Source organism: Ramlibacter sp. G4-7, assembly GCF_057784995.1.
Genome location: NZ_JBYNTT010000009.1, coordinates 214,761 through 230,979 on the forward strand (window position 1 = coordinate 214,761; position 16,219 = coordinate 230,979).

Below are 16,219 nucleotides of genomic sequence, written 5' to 3' on the forward strand. Positions count from 1 at the left end.
GGCGCCATGCACAACCGCCGCCACTTCCTCCAGCTCGCCGCCGCCACCGGCGTGATCGCCTCCCCGTTCGCCGCCCTGGCGCAGGAGCGCCGCTTCGCGCCGCAGACGGGGAACTGGCGCAGCTTCGACCTCACGACCCGCGTCGACATGAACCTGTCGCAGGGCGCGACCCGCGTGTGGTTGCCGATCCCGTCGGTGAACACCGACTGGCAGCGCTCCGGCGACAGCAGCTTCGCCAGCAATGGCAAGGCCACGCGCGTGAGCGACGGCCAGGACGGCGCCGGCATCCTGCAGGTGGACTTCGACGCCGGCATCGCCCAGCCCTACGTGGAGCTCACCACCCGGGTCCAGACGCAAAACCGCGCCGTCGACTGGGAACGCAAGATGCCGGCGCCGATGGATGCCGCCACACGCGCGTACTGGCTGCGTCCCACCAGCCTGATCCCCACCGACGGCATCGTGCGCGACACCGCGCTGAAGGCCGCCGGCGACGCGCGCACCGACGAGGACAAGGTGCGCCGCATCTACGACTGGGTGGTGGGCAACGCCTGGCGCGAGCCGCAGGTGCGCGGCTGCGGCGAGGGCGACATCAAGACCATGCTGGAGACCGGCAACCTGGGCGGCAAGTGCGCGGACATCAATGCCTTGTTCGTGGGCCTGTGCCGCTCGGTCGGCGTGCCCGCGCGTGACGTCTACGGCGTGCGCCTGGCGCCTTCGGCCTTCGGCTACAAGGAGCTGGGGAGCAACCCTGCCAGCCTCAAGGGGGCGCAGCACTGCCGCGCCGAGGTCTTCCTGCGCGCCCACGGCTGGGTGGCGATGGACCCCGCCGACGTGGCGAAGGTGATGCGGCAGGAGACGCCCACCTGGATCAAGACCGTGTCGGACCCGGTCGTGGCGCCCGTCTACAAGGCACTGTACGGCGGCTGGGAAGGCAACTGGGTCGGCTACAACATGGCGCACGACGTGGCGCTGCCCGGGTCGCGCCTGGGCAAGCTGGGCTTCCTGATGTACCCGGTGGCCGAAGACCAGCAGGGCCGCTTCGATTCCTACGCGCCGGACGACTTCAAGTACCAGATCACCGCGAAAGAGATCAAGGCCTGACGGTCCCCTTTCCGGCCGCCCTGGCGGACGGCTGGGGTGGGGGCTCGCCGGGCTTGCGCAGCATCTTCTCCACGTCGGCGGCGTGCTGTTCCTCGGCGAAGATCATCTGCCGGGCGAACTCCTCCAGGGCGACCGAACGTCCCTCCACCCGCGCGAGCAGCTCGCGGTAGAGGGCGAGCGCGGCCGCTTCCGCTTCCAGTGACTCCCGCAGCATCGATCCCACGTCCTCGCGATGCGTGTCGAGCAGCGGACCGATGGCGAGGGACGGGTAGGCGCCCAGCGTGGTGATCCACTCGCCGACCTGCTGGGCATGCGCGAGCGATTCGGTGGCCTGCTCCCGCAACCAGGACACGATGGGGATGCGGCCGAACCCGAACACCAGCAGCGAATAGTGGGTGTAGCGCACGACGCCGGCCAGTTCCGCCTCGAGCAGGCGGTTCAGGGTTCCGACGACCTCTTCGCGGTCGATGTCTGGCATCGAGTGGCTCCTTTCCTGACCCCAGGCCGGGCGGTGGAGATCGGCGCTCGGCCGGCCGCCACGAACAGCACCGCGCATCGTGCGTTGCTGCCGTGCCGCCGGCCATCGGACCTTGGTCCCACTGGCTGCCTCTCGCCGCCGGGAAGGGCTGCCGCTCGACGCGTGCCCTGCGTTCCCGCCAGCGGCGCAAGGAAGGTCACTTCCTCGTGAACACCACGTCCCACACCCCGTGGCCGAGGCGAACGCCGCGGTTCTCGAACTTGGTGAGCGGACGGTACGCCGGCTTGGGCGCATAGCCGCCCGCAGCGTTCTCCAAGGCCGGCTCGGCGGACAGCACCACCAGCATCTGCTCCGCGTACGGCTGCCAGTCCGTGGCGCAATGGATGTAGCCCCCCGGCCGCAGGCGCGGCAGCAGCTTCGCGACGAAGTGCGGCTGGACCAGGCGCCGCTTGTTGTGCCTTGCCTTGTGCCAGGGGTCCGGGAAGAAGATGTGCACGCCGGCGAGCGACGCGGGCGCCAGCATGTGGTCCAGCACCTCCACGGCGTCGTGCTGGACGATGCGGATGTTGGTCAGGCCCAGCTCGCCGATGCGCTTGAGCAGCGCGCCGACGCCGGGCGTGTGCACCTCGCAGCACAGGAAGTTCTTTTCGGGCATCAGCGCGGCGATGTGGGCCGTGGCCTCGCCCATGCCGAAGCCGATCTCCAGCACCGTGGGCGCGTTGCGGCCGAACAGGGCAGGCAGGTCCACCGCTTGCGCCTGGTACGGCACGAGGTACTGCGGCCCCAGCGTCTCGATGGCTTTCGCCTGGCCGATGGTCGTGCGGCCGGTGCGCAGCACGTAGCTGCGGATGCCGCGGGGATGGACCACGCTCTCTGGCGGGTTCGGGTCGTCGCTCATGCCCCGATTGTCCCTTAGGGATAGCGGGCGGCCCAGGCGGCGGCCAACTGCGCCAGCGCTTGCGCAAGCGTGCCCTGCCCAGGCAGCGCGAGACCGAGCACCGCGGCAGCCGATGCGAGGGCGCGCCGCGGATCGTGCAGGTCCAGCGGCGCCGCCCCGTTCTGCTTCGACAGCTTCTCGCCGTTGCGGCCCATCACCAGCGGCGTATGCAGGTAGGCGGGCTGCCCGTACCCCAGCGCGCGCTGCAGCAGCTGCTGTCGCGGCGTGTTGTCGACGAGGTCCTCGCCACGCACGACGTGGGTGACGCGCTGGGCCGCATCGTCGACCACCACGGCGAGCTGGTACGCGAAGAGCCCGTCGGCGCGCTTGAGCACGAAGTCGCCGACCGCGCGGGCCACGTCTTGCAGGTGCACGCCGAGCCGGCGGTCCGTCCAGGCGACCGTGCCCTCGGGGACGCGCAAGCGCCACGCGCGTGCAGGCTTGCCGTGCAGCCCGCCGCGACAGGTGCCCGGGTAGACGAGGTCGGCGTGGCGTTCGCGCTCGCGGCCCTGCGCCATCAGCGCCAGCGCGATGTCCTTGCGCGAACAGGCACAGGCATAGGCTTGCGCGCCCGTCACCAGGCGGTCCAGCGCCGCCTGGTACAGCGCCTCGCGGTGCGACTGCCATTCGGGCGGCTCGTCGGGCAGCAGGCCGCAGGCCGCGAGCTGGCGCAGGATCTCCGCGTCCGCGCCAGGCACGCAGCGCGGCTTGTCCACGTCCTCGATGCGCACCAGCCACGTGCCCTGGTGGGCGCGCGCATCGAGCCAGCTCGCCAGCGCGGCGACCAGCGAGCCCGCATGCAGGGGGCCCGTAGGGGAGGGCGCGAAGCGGCCACGGTAGGCCATCTCAGGCGGAGCGGTGGCGTTCCAGCAGGGCGGAGCGCGTCGTCGGGCTTTCCAGCTGCGACAGCCACCATTGCAGCGCCCGGCCCGGCGCCAGGTTGCCGGCACTGCGCCACGCGTAGCCCATGCGCACGGTGCGGCGGCTGGCGCGCTGCACGTCACGCTGCACCAGCCGCCCGCTTTCGAGGTAGGGACGTGCCAGCGGCTCGGGCAGGAAGCCACCGCCGAGCCCGCGCAGCTGCGCGTCGAGCTTGGCACGCATGGTGCCCACGGTGAAGACGTCCTGCCCCGGCAGCAGCGACATGGTGATGGCCTGGCCGCGTTGCTGCGCGGAGTCGGACACGGCGACGGCGCGGTGCTTCACCAGCACGTCGTCGGCGATGGGCTGCTCCGCGGCCGCCAGTGGATGGTGCGGGGCGACGCAGTAGACGAACAGCAGGTCGCCCAGCTCGTGGCTTTGCACGCCCTGCGTGGTGCCCGGCTCGAGGACCACGCCGAGGGCGAGGTCGGCGCGGCCGGAGGTGAGCGCCTCCAGCGTGCCGGCGAGCGCCTCGTCGCGGATGCGCAGGCGCGTCGTGGGCCGCAGGGCGTAGAAGGCCTCGGCCAGCTCCAGCAGGGTGGAACAGGACAGGGCGCTGTCGCTGGCGATCGTGAACTCCGCTTCCCAGCCGGTCGCCACGCGCTTGACGCGGTTGGCCATGGCGTCGATGTCCTGCAGCAGCTGCTGGCCGGCGCACAGCAGCTCGTTGCCCGCGGCCGTCAGGCGCGCCTGGCGCGAGCTGCGGTCGAACAGCAGCACGTCGAGCGCATCCTCGAGCTGGCGCACGCGGTAGGTGACGGCACTGGGCACCAGGCCCAGCTCGCGGGCGGCGGCGGCGAAGCTGCCGTGGTCCGCCACGGCCTGCACGACGCCCAGCGCATCGGGGGTCAGGACGTCACGCGGCGAGGCCATGGGAAGGCTCTATCATTCAAACGGTTTGAATGATGCCATCAAACCCGGGCGGCTGTGCCGGCAGGGTCGGCGCCTACATTTGTGTCCATTCAAAGGAGTCGCCCCATGCTCGCAGTGCGCAAGTCCCAGGATCGCGGCTATGCCGACCACGGCTGGCTGAAGTCCTTCCACAGCTTTTCCTTCGCCGGCTACCACGACCCGGAGCACATGGGCTTCGGCAACCTGCGCGTGATCAACGAAGACCGCATCGCCCCCGGCACCGGCTTCGGCACGCATGGCCACCGCGACATGGAGATCATCAGCTACGTGCTGTCGGGCGAGCTCGCGCACAAGGACACGCTGGGCAACATCAAGGGCATCCCGCCGGGCGACGTGCAGCGCATGAGCGCTGGCCGCGGCGTGATGCACAGCGAGTTCAACCACGCGAAGGACCGCACGACCCACTTCCTGCAGATCTGGATCGAGCCCAACGTGACCGGGATCGAGCCCAGCTACGAGCAGAAGGGCTTCGCCGACGCGGAGAAGCGCGGCAAGCTGCGGCTGGTCGCCTCGCCCGACGGCGCCCAGGGTTCCGTGCTGATCCACGCCGATGCGCGCGTTTACGCCGGCCTGTTCGACGGCGCCGAACAGGCGACACTGGCGCTGGACGCCCAACGGCCCGTGTACGTGCACCTCGTGCGCGGGGCGCTGTCCGTCAACGGCACGCGGCTGGAGGCGGGCGATGCCGCCAGGCTGCGCGGCGAGTCGCAACTGCGGCTCGCGGACGGCAAGGACGCCGAGGTGCTGGTGTTCGACCTCGCCGAACACTGATTTTTGCTTTTCAACAAAAGGAGTTCCCATGACTACGCTCGCTTCCACCGCCAACAACTACGCCGTCGACCCGTCGACCGGCCTCGCCCTGACCCCGGCGCAGAACCTGATGGCCCTGATCGGCCGGGTGCTGGTCGCCCTGCTGTTCGTGCCCGCGGGCTGGGCCAAGATCACCGGCTTTGCCGGCACGGTGGGCTACATCGCGTCCAAGGGCGTGCCGCTGCCCGAGCTGTGTGCCGCGCTGGCCATCGCGGCCGAACTCGGCCTGGGGTTGCTGCTGATCGTGGGCTTGCGTGCGCGCTGGGCGGCCCTGGGCCTGGCGATCTTCGTCGCGGTGATCACGCCCATCTTCCACGGCTACTGGGCGCTGCCGGAAGCGCAGGCCATGATGCAGAAGCAGGCCTTCTTCAAGAACGTCGCCGTGGTCGGCGGCCTGCTGGTCCTGGCGGCTTTCGGCGCCGGTGCGTACAGCCTCGACGGCAAGCGCCGCAGCTGACGCCGCATGGCCGACATCGTCGTCGTCTACCACTCCGGATACGGCCACACGCAGCGCCTGGCGCAGGCGGTGGCCAGCGGCGCGGGCGCGCACCTGCTCGCCATCGACGCGGACGGCAACCTGCCCGCGGGCGGCTGGGAACAGCTGGCCGCGGCCGATGCCATCGTGTTCGGCTCGCCCACCTACATGGGCAGCGTGAGCTGGCAGTTCAAGAAGTTCGCCGACGCGTCCTCCCGGCCCTGGTACGCCCAGGCCTGGAAGGACAAGATCGCCGCCGGCTTCACCAATAGCGCCGGCATGAGCGGCGACAAGCAGGGCACGCTGCTGACGCTGTTCACCCTGGCCATGCAGCACGGCATGATCTGGGTGAGCCAGGGGCTGATGCCCAGCAACACTCGCGCGGCGAAACGCGACGACATCAACTACCTGGTGTCGTACAGCGGCGCGATTGCGCAGTCACCGTCGGATGCAGGGGCGGATGCGATGGCGCCGGGGGACCTGGAGACGGCCCGGCTGTTCGGCGAGCGCATCGCGCAGGTCACGGCCCGGTTCGAGCGCTGAAGGAAGCTCCGGCGCCGCCAGGCGTTCGCCGGGGTGTCAGTACTTGATGTCCCGCTTCGTCTCGCGGCCGCTTTGCTTGGTTTCCCGCTTGTCCTGGCGGCACTCGGCATTGCTCTTGTTGTTCTCCTGCCGGCAATCGACCTTGGTCGTCCGGGCCTGCTGCTTGGCGGCCTGGTTCGCGTTGCGGCCGGCCTGGCGCTGGTCGGCCTGCTGGGTCTGCGCGGATGCGCCGACTGACAGGACCAGAAGGCCGGCTGCGACGAGGGGCGCGACGGTGCCGCGCCGGCCACGGAGGATCGAATCGCTCATTCTCGGGCTCCTGTCGGAGAGAACATTGGGGCGCGCCGGCTCGCTGGCGGCCGTGGTCCCGTCGAGGCCGCCCATGCCGAGCCGCCAGAAGGGTCGCGCCGCGCAAGGATAGGCGGCGCGGCACCTGGCCGCATTGGACCTTCGGGCCGGATGCAGCGCGCGTTGCCGCCGCTCAGCCGAACAACTTCGTCGCGATCGTCGCGACGTGCTTGCCCTGGAACGCCGCCATGCCGAGCTCCTGCTCGCTGGGCTGGCGCTCGCCCTGGCCGCCGGCGATGGTGGACGCACCGTAGGGGCTGCCGCCCTTGATCTCGTCCAGTCCCATCTGGCGCTGCTCCGCATAGGGCAGGCCGACCACCACCATGCCTTGGTGCAGCAGCGTGGGGATGAAGGTCAGGATGGTGCTTTCCTGGCCGCCGTGCTGGGTCGCGCTCGACGTGAACACCGAACCCACCTTGCCGACCAGCGAGCCTTTCATCCACAGGCCGCCGGTCTGGTCCAGGAAGTTGCGCATCTGCCCGGTCATGTTGCCGAAGCGGGTGGGCGTGCCGAAGATGATCGCGTCGTAGTCCGCCAGCTCCGTCGGTTGGGCGATCGCCGCGGCCTGGTTGGCCTTGCCCCCTGCCGCCTTGAAGGCTCCGTCGGGCATGGTTTCGGGCACACGCTTGATGTCGACCTGCGCGCCGGCGACTTCGCGCGCGCCTTTCGCGACGGCCTGCGCCATCGTTTCGATGTGACCGTACATGCTGTGGTACAGGACGAGGATCTTGGCCATGGATTCTTTCAGGTCGTGAAGGGGACGCGTGGACTGTACGAGCCGCGGCCGTGCAAGGGCAGGGATTGCGTTTGACGACAGCGTTCAGTGGATTTCAATGGTCGGTGGCGGCCTGCCTTCCTAGAATGGACCCCATGATCCAGCAGCAGCTCGACGGCCAGGAGAAAGACCTCGGCGGTGGTTTCCTCGTGCGGCGCCTGCTGCCGCAAGCGCGGCAGCGCAACGTCGGGCCCTTCATCTTCTTCGACCACTTCGGCCCCGCGGAGGAACTGCCCGGCGCGAACCACGACGTGCGGCCCCATCCGCACATCGGGCTGGCGACCGTCACCTACCTGTTCGACGGCGCGATGATGCACAGGGACAGCCTGGGCACCGAGCAGCTGATCGAGCCGGGCGCGATCAACTGGATGACCTCGGGGCGCGGCATCGTGCATTCCGAGCGCCGTCCCGCGCACCTGCGCGACGTGCGCCACGTGAACCACGGGCTGCAGCTGTGGACGGCGCTGCCGCTGCAACACGAGGAGGCCGAGCCTTCCTTCTCGCACACGCCGGCGGACGCGATCCCGGAGTGCAGCGTGGGCGATGCGCGCGTGCGGTTGCTGGTGGGCGAGGCCTTCGGCGCGCGTTCGCCCGTGCCGGCGCTGTCGCCGACGCTCTATCTGGACATCTGGCTGCCGGCGGGCGGGCGCATGGAGCTTCCGGCGATCGCGCCGGAGCATGCGGTCTACTCGGTGGAGGGCGGGCTGCTGCTCGATGGCGAGGACTTGCCGCAGCGGCAGATGGCCGTGCTGCGCGCCGGCGAGCCGGTGCAGCTGTCCGCTCCGGCGGGCGCGCGGCTCGTCGTGGTCGGCGGTGCGCCGCTGGATGCACCGCGGCACATGTGGTGGAACTTCGTCTCCAGCCGCAAGGACCGCATCATCGAAGCCAGTGCGGACTGGGAGGCCATGCGCATGGGCACCGTTCCGGGGGAGACGGAGTTCATCCCGCTGCCGCCGACACGGTTCACGCCGCCGGAGCCGCGCTCCTAGCCAACGCGCTGCGCGCCGCCTGCTGGCAGCCCTGGGTTCCCGCCCTCGCGGGAAGGACGGCTACCGAGGCAGGGGCTTGAGCGTCGGCTCCAGCGCTTCCCGTTCGTCGAACACGAAGCACGTCCCCTGGAAGTGGGCGCCACCGGTTTCCTCGAAGTACTTGAGGATGCCGCCTTCGAGCTGCCACACGTTCTCCAGGCCTTCCTCGCGCATCACCAGCGCCGCCTTCTCGCAGCGGATGCCGCCGGTGCAGAAGCTCACCACCGCCTTGCCTTGCAGCTGCGGCGCATGGGCGCCCAGCGCCGCGGGGAAGTCGCTGAACTTGTCCAGGCGCCAGTCCAGCGCGCCCTCGAACGTGCCGTAGTCCACCTCGAACGCGTTGCGCGTGTCCAGGAGGACCACGGGCCGGCCCGCGTCGTCATGGCCCTGGTCCAGCCAGCGCTTGAGCGTGACCGCGTCCAGGGCAGGCGCGCGGCCGGCGGCGGGCTGGATCGCGGGATGGTTCATCCGGATGATCTCGCGCTTGTGCTTGACCAGCATGCGGCCGAAGGGCACGGCGTCCGACCAGCTCTCCTTGGCCTGCAGGGCCGCCAGGCGCGGGTCGGCCCGCAGTTCGGCCAGCAGGGCGCGGACCGCCTGCGGCGCACCGGCCAGGAACAGGTTGATGCCCTCGTCGGCCAGCAGGATCGTCCCTTTCAGCCCGAGTGCCCGCGCGCGGGCCAGCAGCGGCTCGCGCAGCGCCCCCGCGTCGGCAAGGGGCGTGAAAAGGTAGGCCGAGACGTTGAGGACTTCGTTCACGGGACGACATTGTGCGTGGCTGTCAAGGGCGGGAGGTCCGGGCCGCGGAAAATGTCCGCCGCGCGCAGTTTGCGCGGCGGGGGGCCTCCGGCGTTTCCTACAATCGAACCATGTTCGTGCACCTGCGCCTCCACACCGAATTCTCCGTCGTCGACGGCACCAACCGCATCGACGAGATCGTGAAGGCCGCCGGGGCCGACGGGCAGCCGGCGCTGGGCATCTCGGACCTGAACAACCTGTTCGGGGCGATCAAGTTCTACAAGGGTGCGCGCGGGGCGGGCCTGAAGCCCGTGGTCGGCTGCGAGATCATGCTGCAGGGCTTCGGCACCGACGCCGGTGCCATCGCCCGCGTCGTGCTGCTGGTGCAGAGCCACCGCGGCTACCTGAACCTCTGCGAAATCCTGGCACGGGCGTGGACGAAGAACGTGGTGCGCGCCCAGGCCGTGGTGAAGCTGGAATGGCTGCAGGAACTGGGCGAAGGGCTGCTGATGCTGTCCGGCGCGCAGGCCGGCCCGGTCGGCCAGGCGCTGCTGCAGGGCGACGAGAGCCGGGCCTCCGAACTCGCGCTGCAGCTCGCGGGCCTGTTCCCGCACCGCTTCTACATCGAGCTGCAACGCGCCGGCCGGCCCGAGGACGAGACCCATGTCGCGGCCGCCGTGCAACTCGCGGCGCGCCTGAACTTGCCCGTCGTGGCCACGCACCCGGTGCAGTTCACCAAGGAAGACGACTACGAGGCGCACGAGGCCCGCGTCTGCATCTCGGACGGCGAGATCCTGGGCAACCCGCGCCGCGTGCGCCGCTTCACGCGCGAGCAGTACTTCAAGTCCGCCGCCCAGATGGCGCAGCTGTTCGCCGACCTGCCGTCTGCCGTCGCCAACACGCTGGAGATCGCGCGCCGCTGCAACCTCGTGCTGGAACTGGGCAAGCCGCGGCTGCCGAACTTCCCCACGCCCAACGGCATGCCGATCGACGAGTACTTCCGCTTCGCTTCGCACGAGGGCCTGAAGGAACGCCTGCTGCACCTCTTCCCCGACGCGGCGGAACGCGAGAAGCAGACGCCGCGCTATGTGGAACGGCTGGAGTTCGAGCTCGGGACCATCCTGAAGATGGGATTTCCCGGCTATTTCCTGATCGTGGGCGACTTCATCAACTGGGCCAAGAACAACGGCTGCCCGGTGGGGCCGGGCCGCGGTTCGGGGGCCGGCTCGCTGGTCGCCTACGCGCTGAAGATCACGGACCTCGACCCGCTGCAGTACAACCTGCTGTTCGAGCGCTTCCTCAACCCGGAGCGGGTGTCCATGCCCGACTTCGACATCGACTTCTGCCAGGGCAACCGCGACCGCGTCATCGAGTACGTCAAGGAGAAGTACGGGCGCGACGCCGTGTCGCAGATCGCCACCTTCGGCACGATGGCCGCGCGCGCGGCGGTGCGCGACGTGGGGCGGGTGCTGGACATGAGCTACACCTTCTGCGACGGCATCAGCAAGCTGATCCCGAACAAGCCCGGCACCCACATCACGATCGCCGACGCCCTGGAGCAGGAGCCCATCCTCAAGGAGCGTTACCAGCGCGAGGACGAGGTCAAGACGCTGCTGGACCTCGCGCAGAAGCTCGAAGGCATGACCCGCAACATCGGCATGCACGCGGGCGGCGTGCTGATCGCGCCGGGCAAGCTCACGGACTTCACGCCGCTGTACCAGCAGCCGGGCAGCGATTCGGCCGTGAGCCAGTACGACAAGGACGACGTCGAGGCCGCCGGGCTGGTGAAGTTCGACTTCCTGGGCCTGGCGACGCTGACGATCCTGGAACTGGCACGCCAGTTCATCGTCAAGCGCCACCCGGGGCAGGAAGGATTCACCTTCGAGAACATCGCGCTCGACGACGCGCCGACCTACCGGCTGTTCACCGACGGCAAGACCGAGGCGGTGTTCCAGTTCGAATCGCGCGGCATGCAAGGCATGTTGCGCGACGCCAAGCCCTCGCGGCTGGAAGACCTGATCGCCCTGAACGCCCTGTACCGGCCGGGCCCGATGGACCTGATCCCCAGCTTCGTGGCGCGCAAGCACGGGCGCGAGACGGTGGAGTACCCGCATCCGGCGGTGGCGGACATGCTCGGCGAGACCTACGGGATCATGGTCTACCAGGAGCAGGTGATGCAGACCGCGCAGATCCTGGGCGGCTACTCGCTGGGCGGCGCCGACCTGCTGCGCCGGGCGATGGGCAAGAAGAAGGCCGAGGAGATGGCGGAGCACCGGGAGCGCTTCCGCGCCGGTGCCGAGAAGACCCACGGCATCCCGCAAGCCAAGGCCGACGAGATCTTCGACCTGATGGAGAAGTTCGCGGGCTACGGCTTCAACAAGTCGCACGCGGCCGCCTACTCCCTGCTGGCCTACCACACGGGCTGGCTGAAGGTGCACTACACGGCGGAGTTCTACTGCGCCAACATGACGATCGAAATGGACAACACCGACAAGCTCAAGGTGTTGTTCGAGGACGCGGTCAAGAACTTCGGCATGACCTTCGAGGCGCCGGACATCAACCGCGGCACCTACCGCTTCGAGCCGATCTCGGACAAGGTGATACGCTATGGCCTGGGCGCGGTGAAGGGGACCGGCCAGTCCGCGGTGGAAGCCATCGTGGCGGCGCGCGAAGAGGGTGGGGCGTTCACGAGCCTGTACGACTTCTGCTGCCGGGTGGACCGGGCGCGCATCAACAAGCGCACGGTGGAGGCGCTGATCAAGGCGGGTGCCTTCGACGTGCTGCACATGAACCGCGCGGCGCTGGTGGCGACCATCGACCGTGCCTTCGAGTTCGCCGCGACCACCGAAGCCAATGCGAACCAGGGCGGCCTGTTCGACATGGGCGACTCGCATGCCGCCAGCACGCAGGAGCCCGACCTGGTGGAAGCCATGCCCTGGGGCGTGAAGGAGCGCCTGTCCCAGGAGAAGACCGCGATCGGCTTCTATCTCTCGGGCCACCTGTTCGACGAGGTGGAGCGCGAGGTGCGGCGCTTCTGCAAGCGCCGCATCGAGGAACTGGTGGACACGCGCGAGCCGCTGATGCTGGCCGGCATCGTCACGGACATGCGCGTGATCAACGGCCAGCGCGGCAAGCTGGCCCTGTTCAAGCTGGATGACAAGACGGACGTGATCGAGGCGGCGGCGGACGAATCCGTCTTCAGCCCGCACCGCGCCTGGTTCAAGGACGACGAGCTGATCGTGGTGCAAGCCAAGCTGCAGCCGGACCGCTTCACCGGCGGCTTCCGCCTGAACGTGCAGCAGATCTGGGACCTCGCCACGGCGCGCTGCCGCTTCGGCAAGTACCTGAAGGTGGCCGTCAACGGCACCGCGCCCGACATCGGCCGGCTGGTGCGCGATTTCCCGCCGAAGAAGGAAGTCACCGAGCAGGGCGAGCTGCTGCGCGGCCTGCCGGTGCGGCTGCTCGTGCAGCGCGAGGAGGCGACCGCCGAACTCCAGCTGGGCGAACAGGCCAGGTTCTTCCCCAGCGACGCGGCCCTCGCGAGCTGGATGGCGCAGGCCCACGAGGGCCTGGCGCAGATCGTCTACGAGAGCTGACGCTCCCGTCTCGCGGTCCCGATCCGCGAGTCGCCACGCCTTCGCATACGCGTCCGACGCGCCCCGGGACTCGCCCGGGATGGCACGGCGCCAGCCTGCGCCCGCCGACTTTGGCGATGAGGCCTTTCGGGTACACCGGTCGTCGGTGGCGCGGGAACGTCCATCTGTCAAGTGTGCGACCGCCTTCGGACCTCGGCTACAAACCCTGGGCGGCCGTGAATGTCGAGCTGCACTAAAGGACGCGCGTCGGGGGAGGCGCCAAACCGATGAAGCAGTTGAAAATACCAAGAGCCGGGCGGGGCTTCACGCTCATCGAGCTGATGATCGTCGTGGCGATCGTCGCCCTGCTGGCAACCGTGGCGTACCCTTCCTACGCCGCCCACGTGCGGCGCGGCAAGATCGCCGTCGCCCTGAGCGAACTGACCACCGTGCGGGTGCGCATGGAGCAGTACTACCAGGACAACCGCAGCTACGGCCCCACGGCCGGCACGACCTGCGGCGTCGGCGTCCCGTCGGCGGACAGCTTCGCCTTCAGCTGCGCCACGAGCAACACAGGCCAGTCCTTCCTGATCACGGCCACCGGCGGCCGTGACCTGGCCGGCTACGTCTACACGATCAACGATGCCGACGTGCACGGAACCTCGACCTTCAACGGCGTGGCCGTGAACAAGACCTGCTGGATCAAGAAACCGGGGGAGAACTGCTGATGGACCCGCGCGCCTGTGCCTGGGGACAGCCTCGCCAGCGGGGCGTGACCCTCATCGAACTGGTGGTGGTGCTCATGATCGTCGCCGTCGCGGCGACGCTGGCGGCACCCAACGCGGCGGCGATGATCGCCAACCGCCGCGTGCAGGGCGCCGCCCAGAGCGTGCTGGATGGCCTGACCAAGGGGAGGGCGGAGGCCGTGCGGCGCAACGTCCCGGTCCGCTTCACCCTCAGCGGCGCCTCCGGCTGGACGCTGGAGAACGCTGCCTCCAGCGACACCATCCAGAGCTTCAACACCGCCGACTGGTCGAAGGTCGTGATCGGCACCGCGCCCTCGACCTCGGTGACCTTCCTGCCCAACGGCCTCATCCAGGCCAGCGGCACGCCGATGTCGCAAGTGACCGTTTCCAGCGGCGTGGCCAACACCCGCACGCGCCAGATCAACATCTTCGGCGGCGGCCTGATCCGCATGTGCGACCCGGCGACCACCGCCGCCTCCGACCCGAGGAAGTGCTGATGCGCGCCGCACCTGCTGCCTTGCGCGCCGTCCGCGGCTTCTCGATGGTGGAAGTGCTGGTGGCCGTCGTGATCTTCGCCCTGGGGATCGTCGGCCTCATGCAGCTGCAGGCCACGGCCGTGAAGATGTCCTCCGAGGCGCGCCAGCGCGCGGAGGCCTCCTTCCTGGCCGACCAGCTGCTGGCCCGCATCCTCATCTCCGACCGTGCGAACATCGCCACCTTCCAGCACCGTCCGGACGGCAGCGCGGGCACCTGCTCGCCCACCGGTGCCGCCTCGACGAACGCCGTCATGACGGACTGGCTGGCCCAGGTGATCGCCACCTTCCCGCGCGCCCGCCGCGAGGACCAGCAGGTGATCGTCACCGGGACGGACCTGGTCACCGTCAAGCTGTGCTGGAAGAACACCGATGCGGACCTGCCGCACACCATGGAAATCGTCAACCGGGTGCAGTGGCCATGAACACCATCGCTTTCAAGGCACTCGCGATGCGCTCCCGCAGCCGTGGCTTCTCCCTCGTGGAGCTCATGGTGGCCAGCGCCCTGGGCCTCATCGTCGCACTGGCGGTGGTCACGGCGATCGTCGCTTCGGGACGGCAGTTCACCATCATCGGCTCCAGCTCCGCGGCGCAGAGCAGCGCCCAGATCGCGCTGTCGCTGATCGACGCTTCGGGCCGCAACGCCGGTGCCGGTTTCTTTGCCAACAGCCAGACCATCTGCCCGACCTGGAACGCCTACAACGGCACGGCCATGGTCTCCAACGGCGCCGTGTTCATGCCCGCTCGCATCGTCGATGGCGGCAGCGCGACGGCCTCCGACCGCATCATCTTCACCGGCGCCTCCGGCACGGCGTCCCTCACCGGGACCCCCGTGATGGTCAACAGCACGGCCACCCTGTTCGCCGTCAGCAACGTCGGCCAGTTCGCGGTGGGCGACTACGCGATCATCGGCGCACCCGGCTCCGGCTCGCCTTGCACGCTGTTCCAGATCACTGCGCTGCCGGGCGCCACCGCCACCTGCGGCGGCAATGCCAGCTTGTGCCAGCAGCTGCAGCGCACGGCAGGCACGGGCCTGAACCCACCGACGACCACCCCCTTCACGACCATTCCGACCTATGGCTTCGCGAACGGCGGCGGCGTGTCCGGCCCGGCGATCGTCGGCCGGGTGGGCTCGACCACCGCCGGCTTCCGCCAGGAGGCGTACACCGTGCAGTGCCAGTCCCTGGTGCGCTACGACGCCTTCGTCAAGACGCCCGGGAACCCGAACGGTGCCTTGCCGGCCTGTGCGCAGTCGCCGCTGGCCTTCGGTACCGGCGTGGACGCCATCGCCACCGAGATCGTCCAGATGCACGCGCAGTACGGCATCAGCGCCAGTGCGAGCAGCGACGTGGTGGCCGAATGGCGCGACGCGACGGACAACACCGGCTCCGGCGGCGACAACTGGGCCGCGCCCAGCGCTGCGCTGGCGAGCCGCATCAAGGCGGTGCGCGTGGTCGTGGTCGCACGCGCCAAGGAGCCCGACGGGTCCATCGTCACGAACACCTGCACCAACGGCGGCGCTGTCGTCAACTACGGCCCATGCTCCTTCGAGGATGCCAGCGCGCCGCCGATCGACCTGCGCAGCGTGGTCACGCCGGCCGGCCGGACCTGGCAGAACTTCCGCTACCGCGCCCATACCGCGGTGATCCCGCTGCGTACCGTGATCTGGAGCGATTGATGTCCGCGCAAAAAAGTCAACGAGGCATGGTGTTGGTCGCGGTGCTGGTGGCCCTGGTGGTCGCCCTGCTGGCCGGCATGGCCGTGATGCAGAACGTGACGACGAGCAATGCGATGTCCGGCAACTTCTCCTTCCGGCAGATCGCCATGCAGGCCTCGGACCGGGCATTGACGGACGCCATGAGCGACGTGGCGACCCGCGTCGGCGGCTCCGGCGGCAATACCGCCGAAGCGAACCGCTACCTGACCACCATCGCCACCGCGGTCGACAGCATGGGGATGCCGGCCGCCATCACCTGGAGCAGCGTGCGCTGCGTCGACGAAAAGGGTGCGCTGGTGAACAACTGCGACAGCGAGGTCGGCAAGTTCCGCGTGCAGTACGTGGTGGAGCGCCGCTGCCAGGCGAATCCGACCTTCACCGGCACGCCCCTGGAGCAAGTCGTCGACATCCGCACCAAGTGCGAGTACGAGCCCCAGGCATCCGCCGGCTCGCCCCAGACCATCGCGCTGCGCTACCGGGTGATGGTGCGGGTGCGCGGTCCGCGCGGCACCGAGAACTGGTTCGAAGCCATGATCAGCGGCCCCGCCACCACATGACCTTCGCGCTCCACAGGAGGCAGTG

The 16,219-nt window shown here is 69.4% G+C and carries 18 protein-coding genes; 11 read left to right on the plus strand and 7 right to left on the minus strand.

Annotation, left to right across the window (positions count from 1 at the left end):
- Positions 1-6: 6 nt before the first annotated feature.
- Positions 7-1,101, plus strand: a complete 1,095-nt coding sequence (locus AC3EGR_RS14600; RefSeq protein WP_488547216.1) for a transglutaminase-like domain-containing protein — start codon at positions 7-9, stop codon at positions 1,099-1,101.
- On the opposite strand, the gene AC3EGR_RS14605 is transcribed toward AC3EGR_RS14600, so the two are convergent.
- The 4 genes from AC3EGR_RS14605 to AC3EGR_RS14620 form a co-directional block, all read right to left on the minus strand.
- The gene (locus AC3EGR_RS14605; RefSeq protein ID WP_488547217.1) at positions 1,091-1,579 is read right to left on the minus strand and encodes a ferritin-like domain-containing protein; all 489 of its coding nucleotides are present in this window, start codon (positions 1,577-1,579) and stop codon (positions 1,091-1,093) included. The genes AC3EGR_RS14600 and AC3EGR_RS14605 overlap by 11 nt on opposite strands.
- Positions 1,580-1,775: 196 nt before the next feature.
- Positions 1,776-2,477, minus strand: coding sequence for a tRNA (guanosine(46)-N7)-methyltransferase TrmB (gene trmB / locus AC3EGR_RS14610; RefSeq protein WP_488547218.1), 702 nt, complete (start codon positions 2,475-2,477; stop codon positions 1,776-1,778).
- A gap of 14 nt (positions 2,478-2,491) precedes the next feature.
- Complete coding sequence (gluQRS, locus tag AC3EGR_RS14615; RefSeq protein WP_488547219.1) at positions 2,492-3,361, minus strand: tRNA glutamyl-Q(34) synthetase GluQRS; 870 nt, start codon at positions 3,359-3,361, stop codon at positions 2,492-2,494.
- Between the two features lies 1 nt (position 3,362).
- Positions 3,363-4,310 carry a LysR family transcriptional regulator gene (locus tag AC3EGR_RS14620; RefSeq protein WP_488547220.1) on the minus strand — a complete coding sequence of 316 codons (948 nt, stop codon included), beginning with the start codon at positions 4,308-4,310 and terminating at the stop codon, positions 3,363-3,365.
- Positions 4,311-4,415: 105 nt separating this feature from the next.
- On the opposite strand from AC3EGR_RS14620, the gene AC3EGR_RS14625 reads away from it, so the two are divergent.
- The 3 genes from AC3EGR_RS14625 to AC3EGR_RS14635 are packed head-to-tail and all read left to right on the plus strand — an operon-like array spanning position 4,416 to position 6,177.
- Positions 4,416-5,120 (plus strand): pirin family protein, encoded by a 705-nt coding sequence (locus tag AC3EGR_RS14625; protein WP_488547221.1) that lies wholly within the window; start codon positions 4,416-4,418, stop codon positions 5,118-5,120.
- A 28-nt stretch (positions 5,121-5,148) separates the two neighbouring features.
- Complete coding sequence (locus AC3EGR_RS14630) at positions 5,149-5,616, plus strand: DoxX family protein (RefSeq protein WP_488547222.1); 468 nt, start codon at positions 5,149-5,151, stop codon at positions 5,614-5,616.
- 6 nt (positions 5,617-5,622) lie between these two features.
- Positions 5,623-6,177, plus strand: coding sequence for a flavodoxin family protein (locus AC3EGR_RS14635; protein ID WP_488547223.1), 555 nt, complete (start codon positions 5,623-5,625; stop codon positions 6,175-6,177).
- Between the two features lie 36 nt (positions 6,178-6,213).
- Here AC3EGR_RS14635 and AC3EGR_RS14640 read toward each other — a convergent pair whose 3' ends face one another.
- On the minus strand, positions 6,214-6,486 hold the full coding sequence (locus tag AC3EGR_RS14640) for a hypothetical protein (protein ID WP_488547224.1): 273 nt from the start codon (positions 6,484-6,486) through the stop codon (positions 6,214-6,216).
- Between the two features lie 172 nt (positions 6,487-6,658).
- Positions 6,659-7,261: an NAD(P)H:quinone oxidoreductase gene (wrbA, locus tag AC3EGR_RS14645; RefSeq protein WP_488547225.1), complete on the minus strand. Its 603-nt coding sequence runs from the start codon at positions 7,259-7,261 to the stop codon at positions 6,659-6,661.
- 134 nt (positions 7,262-7,395) lie between these two features.
- On the opposite strand from wrbA, the gene AC3EGR_RS14650 reads away from it, so the two are divergent.
- Complete coding sequence (locus AC3EGR_RS14650; RefSeq protein WP_488547226.1) at positions 7,396-8,289, plus strand: pirin family protein; 894 nt, start codon at positions 7,396-7,398, stop codon at positions 8,287-8,289.
- Positions 8,290-8,349: 60 nt separating this feature from the next.
- Here AC3EGR_RS14650 and AC3EGR_RS14655 read toward each other — a convergent pair whose 3' ends face one another.
- Complete coding sequence (locus tag AC3EGR_RS14655) at positions 8,350-9,087, minus strand: sulfurtransferase (protein ID WP_488547227.1); 738 nt, start codon at positions 9,085-9,087, stop codon at positions 8,350-8,352.
- Between the two features lie 110 nt (positions 9,088-9,197).
- Between AC3EGR_RS14655 and dnaE the strand changes: the two genes are divergently transcribed.
- The 6 genes from dnaE (at position 9,198) to AC3EGR_RS14685 (ending at position 16,194) form a co-directional block, all read left to right on the plus strand.
- Positions 9,198-12,662, plus strand: coding sequence for a DNA polymerase III subunit alpha (dnaE, locus tag AC3EGR_RS14660; protein WP_488547228.1), 3,465 nt, complete (start codon positions 9,198-9,200; stop codon positions 12,660-12,662).
- Positions 12,663-12,928: 266 nt separating this feature from the next.
- Positions 12,929-13,369, plus strand: coding sequence for a type IV pilin protein (locus AC3EGR_RS14665; RefSeq protein ID WP_488547229.1), 441 nt, complete (start codon positions 12,929-12,931; stop codon positions 13,367-13,369).
- On the plus strand, positions 13,369-13,884 hold the full coding sequence (locus AC3EGR_RS14670) for a GspH/FimT family pseudopilin (RefSeq protein ID WP_488547230.1): 516 nt from the start codon (positions 13,369-13,371) through the stop codon (positions 13,882-13,884). Before AC3EGR_RS14665 ends, AC3EGR_RS14670 begins: the two co-directional genes overlap by 1 nt.
- Positions 13,884-14,345, plus strand: coding sequence for a type IV pilus modification protein PilV (pilV, locus tag AC3EGR_RS14675; RefSeq protein ID WP_488547231.1), 462 nt, complete (start codon positions 13,884-13,886; stop codon positions 14,343-14,345). Before AC3EGR_RS14670 ends, pilV begins: the two co-directional genes overlap by 1 nt.
- A complete protein-coding gene (locus tag AC3EGR_RS14680; RefSeq protein ID WP_488547232.1) occupies positions 14,342-15,598 on the plus strand; it encodes a PilW family protein in 1,257 nt (418 codons plus the stop codon). Before pilV ends, AC3EGR_RS14680 begins: the two co-directional genes overlap by 4 nt.
- A gap of 26 nt (positions 15,599-15,624) precedes the next feature.
- Entirely contained in the window at positions 15,625-16,194 is a 570-nt protein-coding gene (locus tag AC3EGR_RS14685) for a pilus assembly PilX family protein (RefSeq protein ID WP_488547233.1), read from the plus strand.
- The last annotated feature ends 25 nt before the right edge of the window (positions 16,195-16,219 follow it).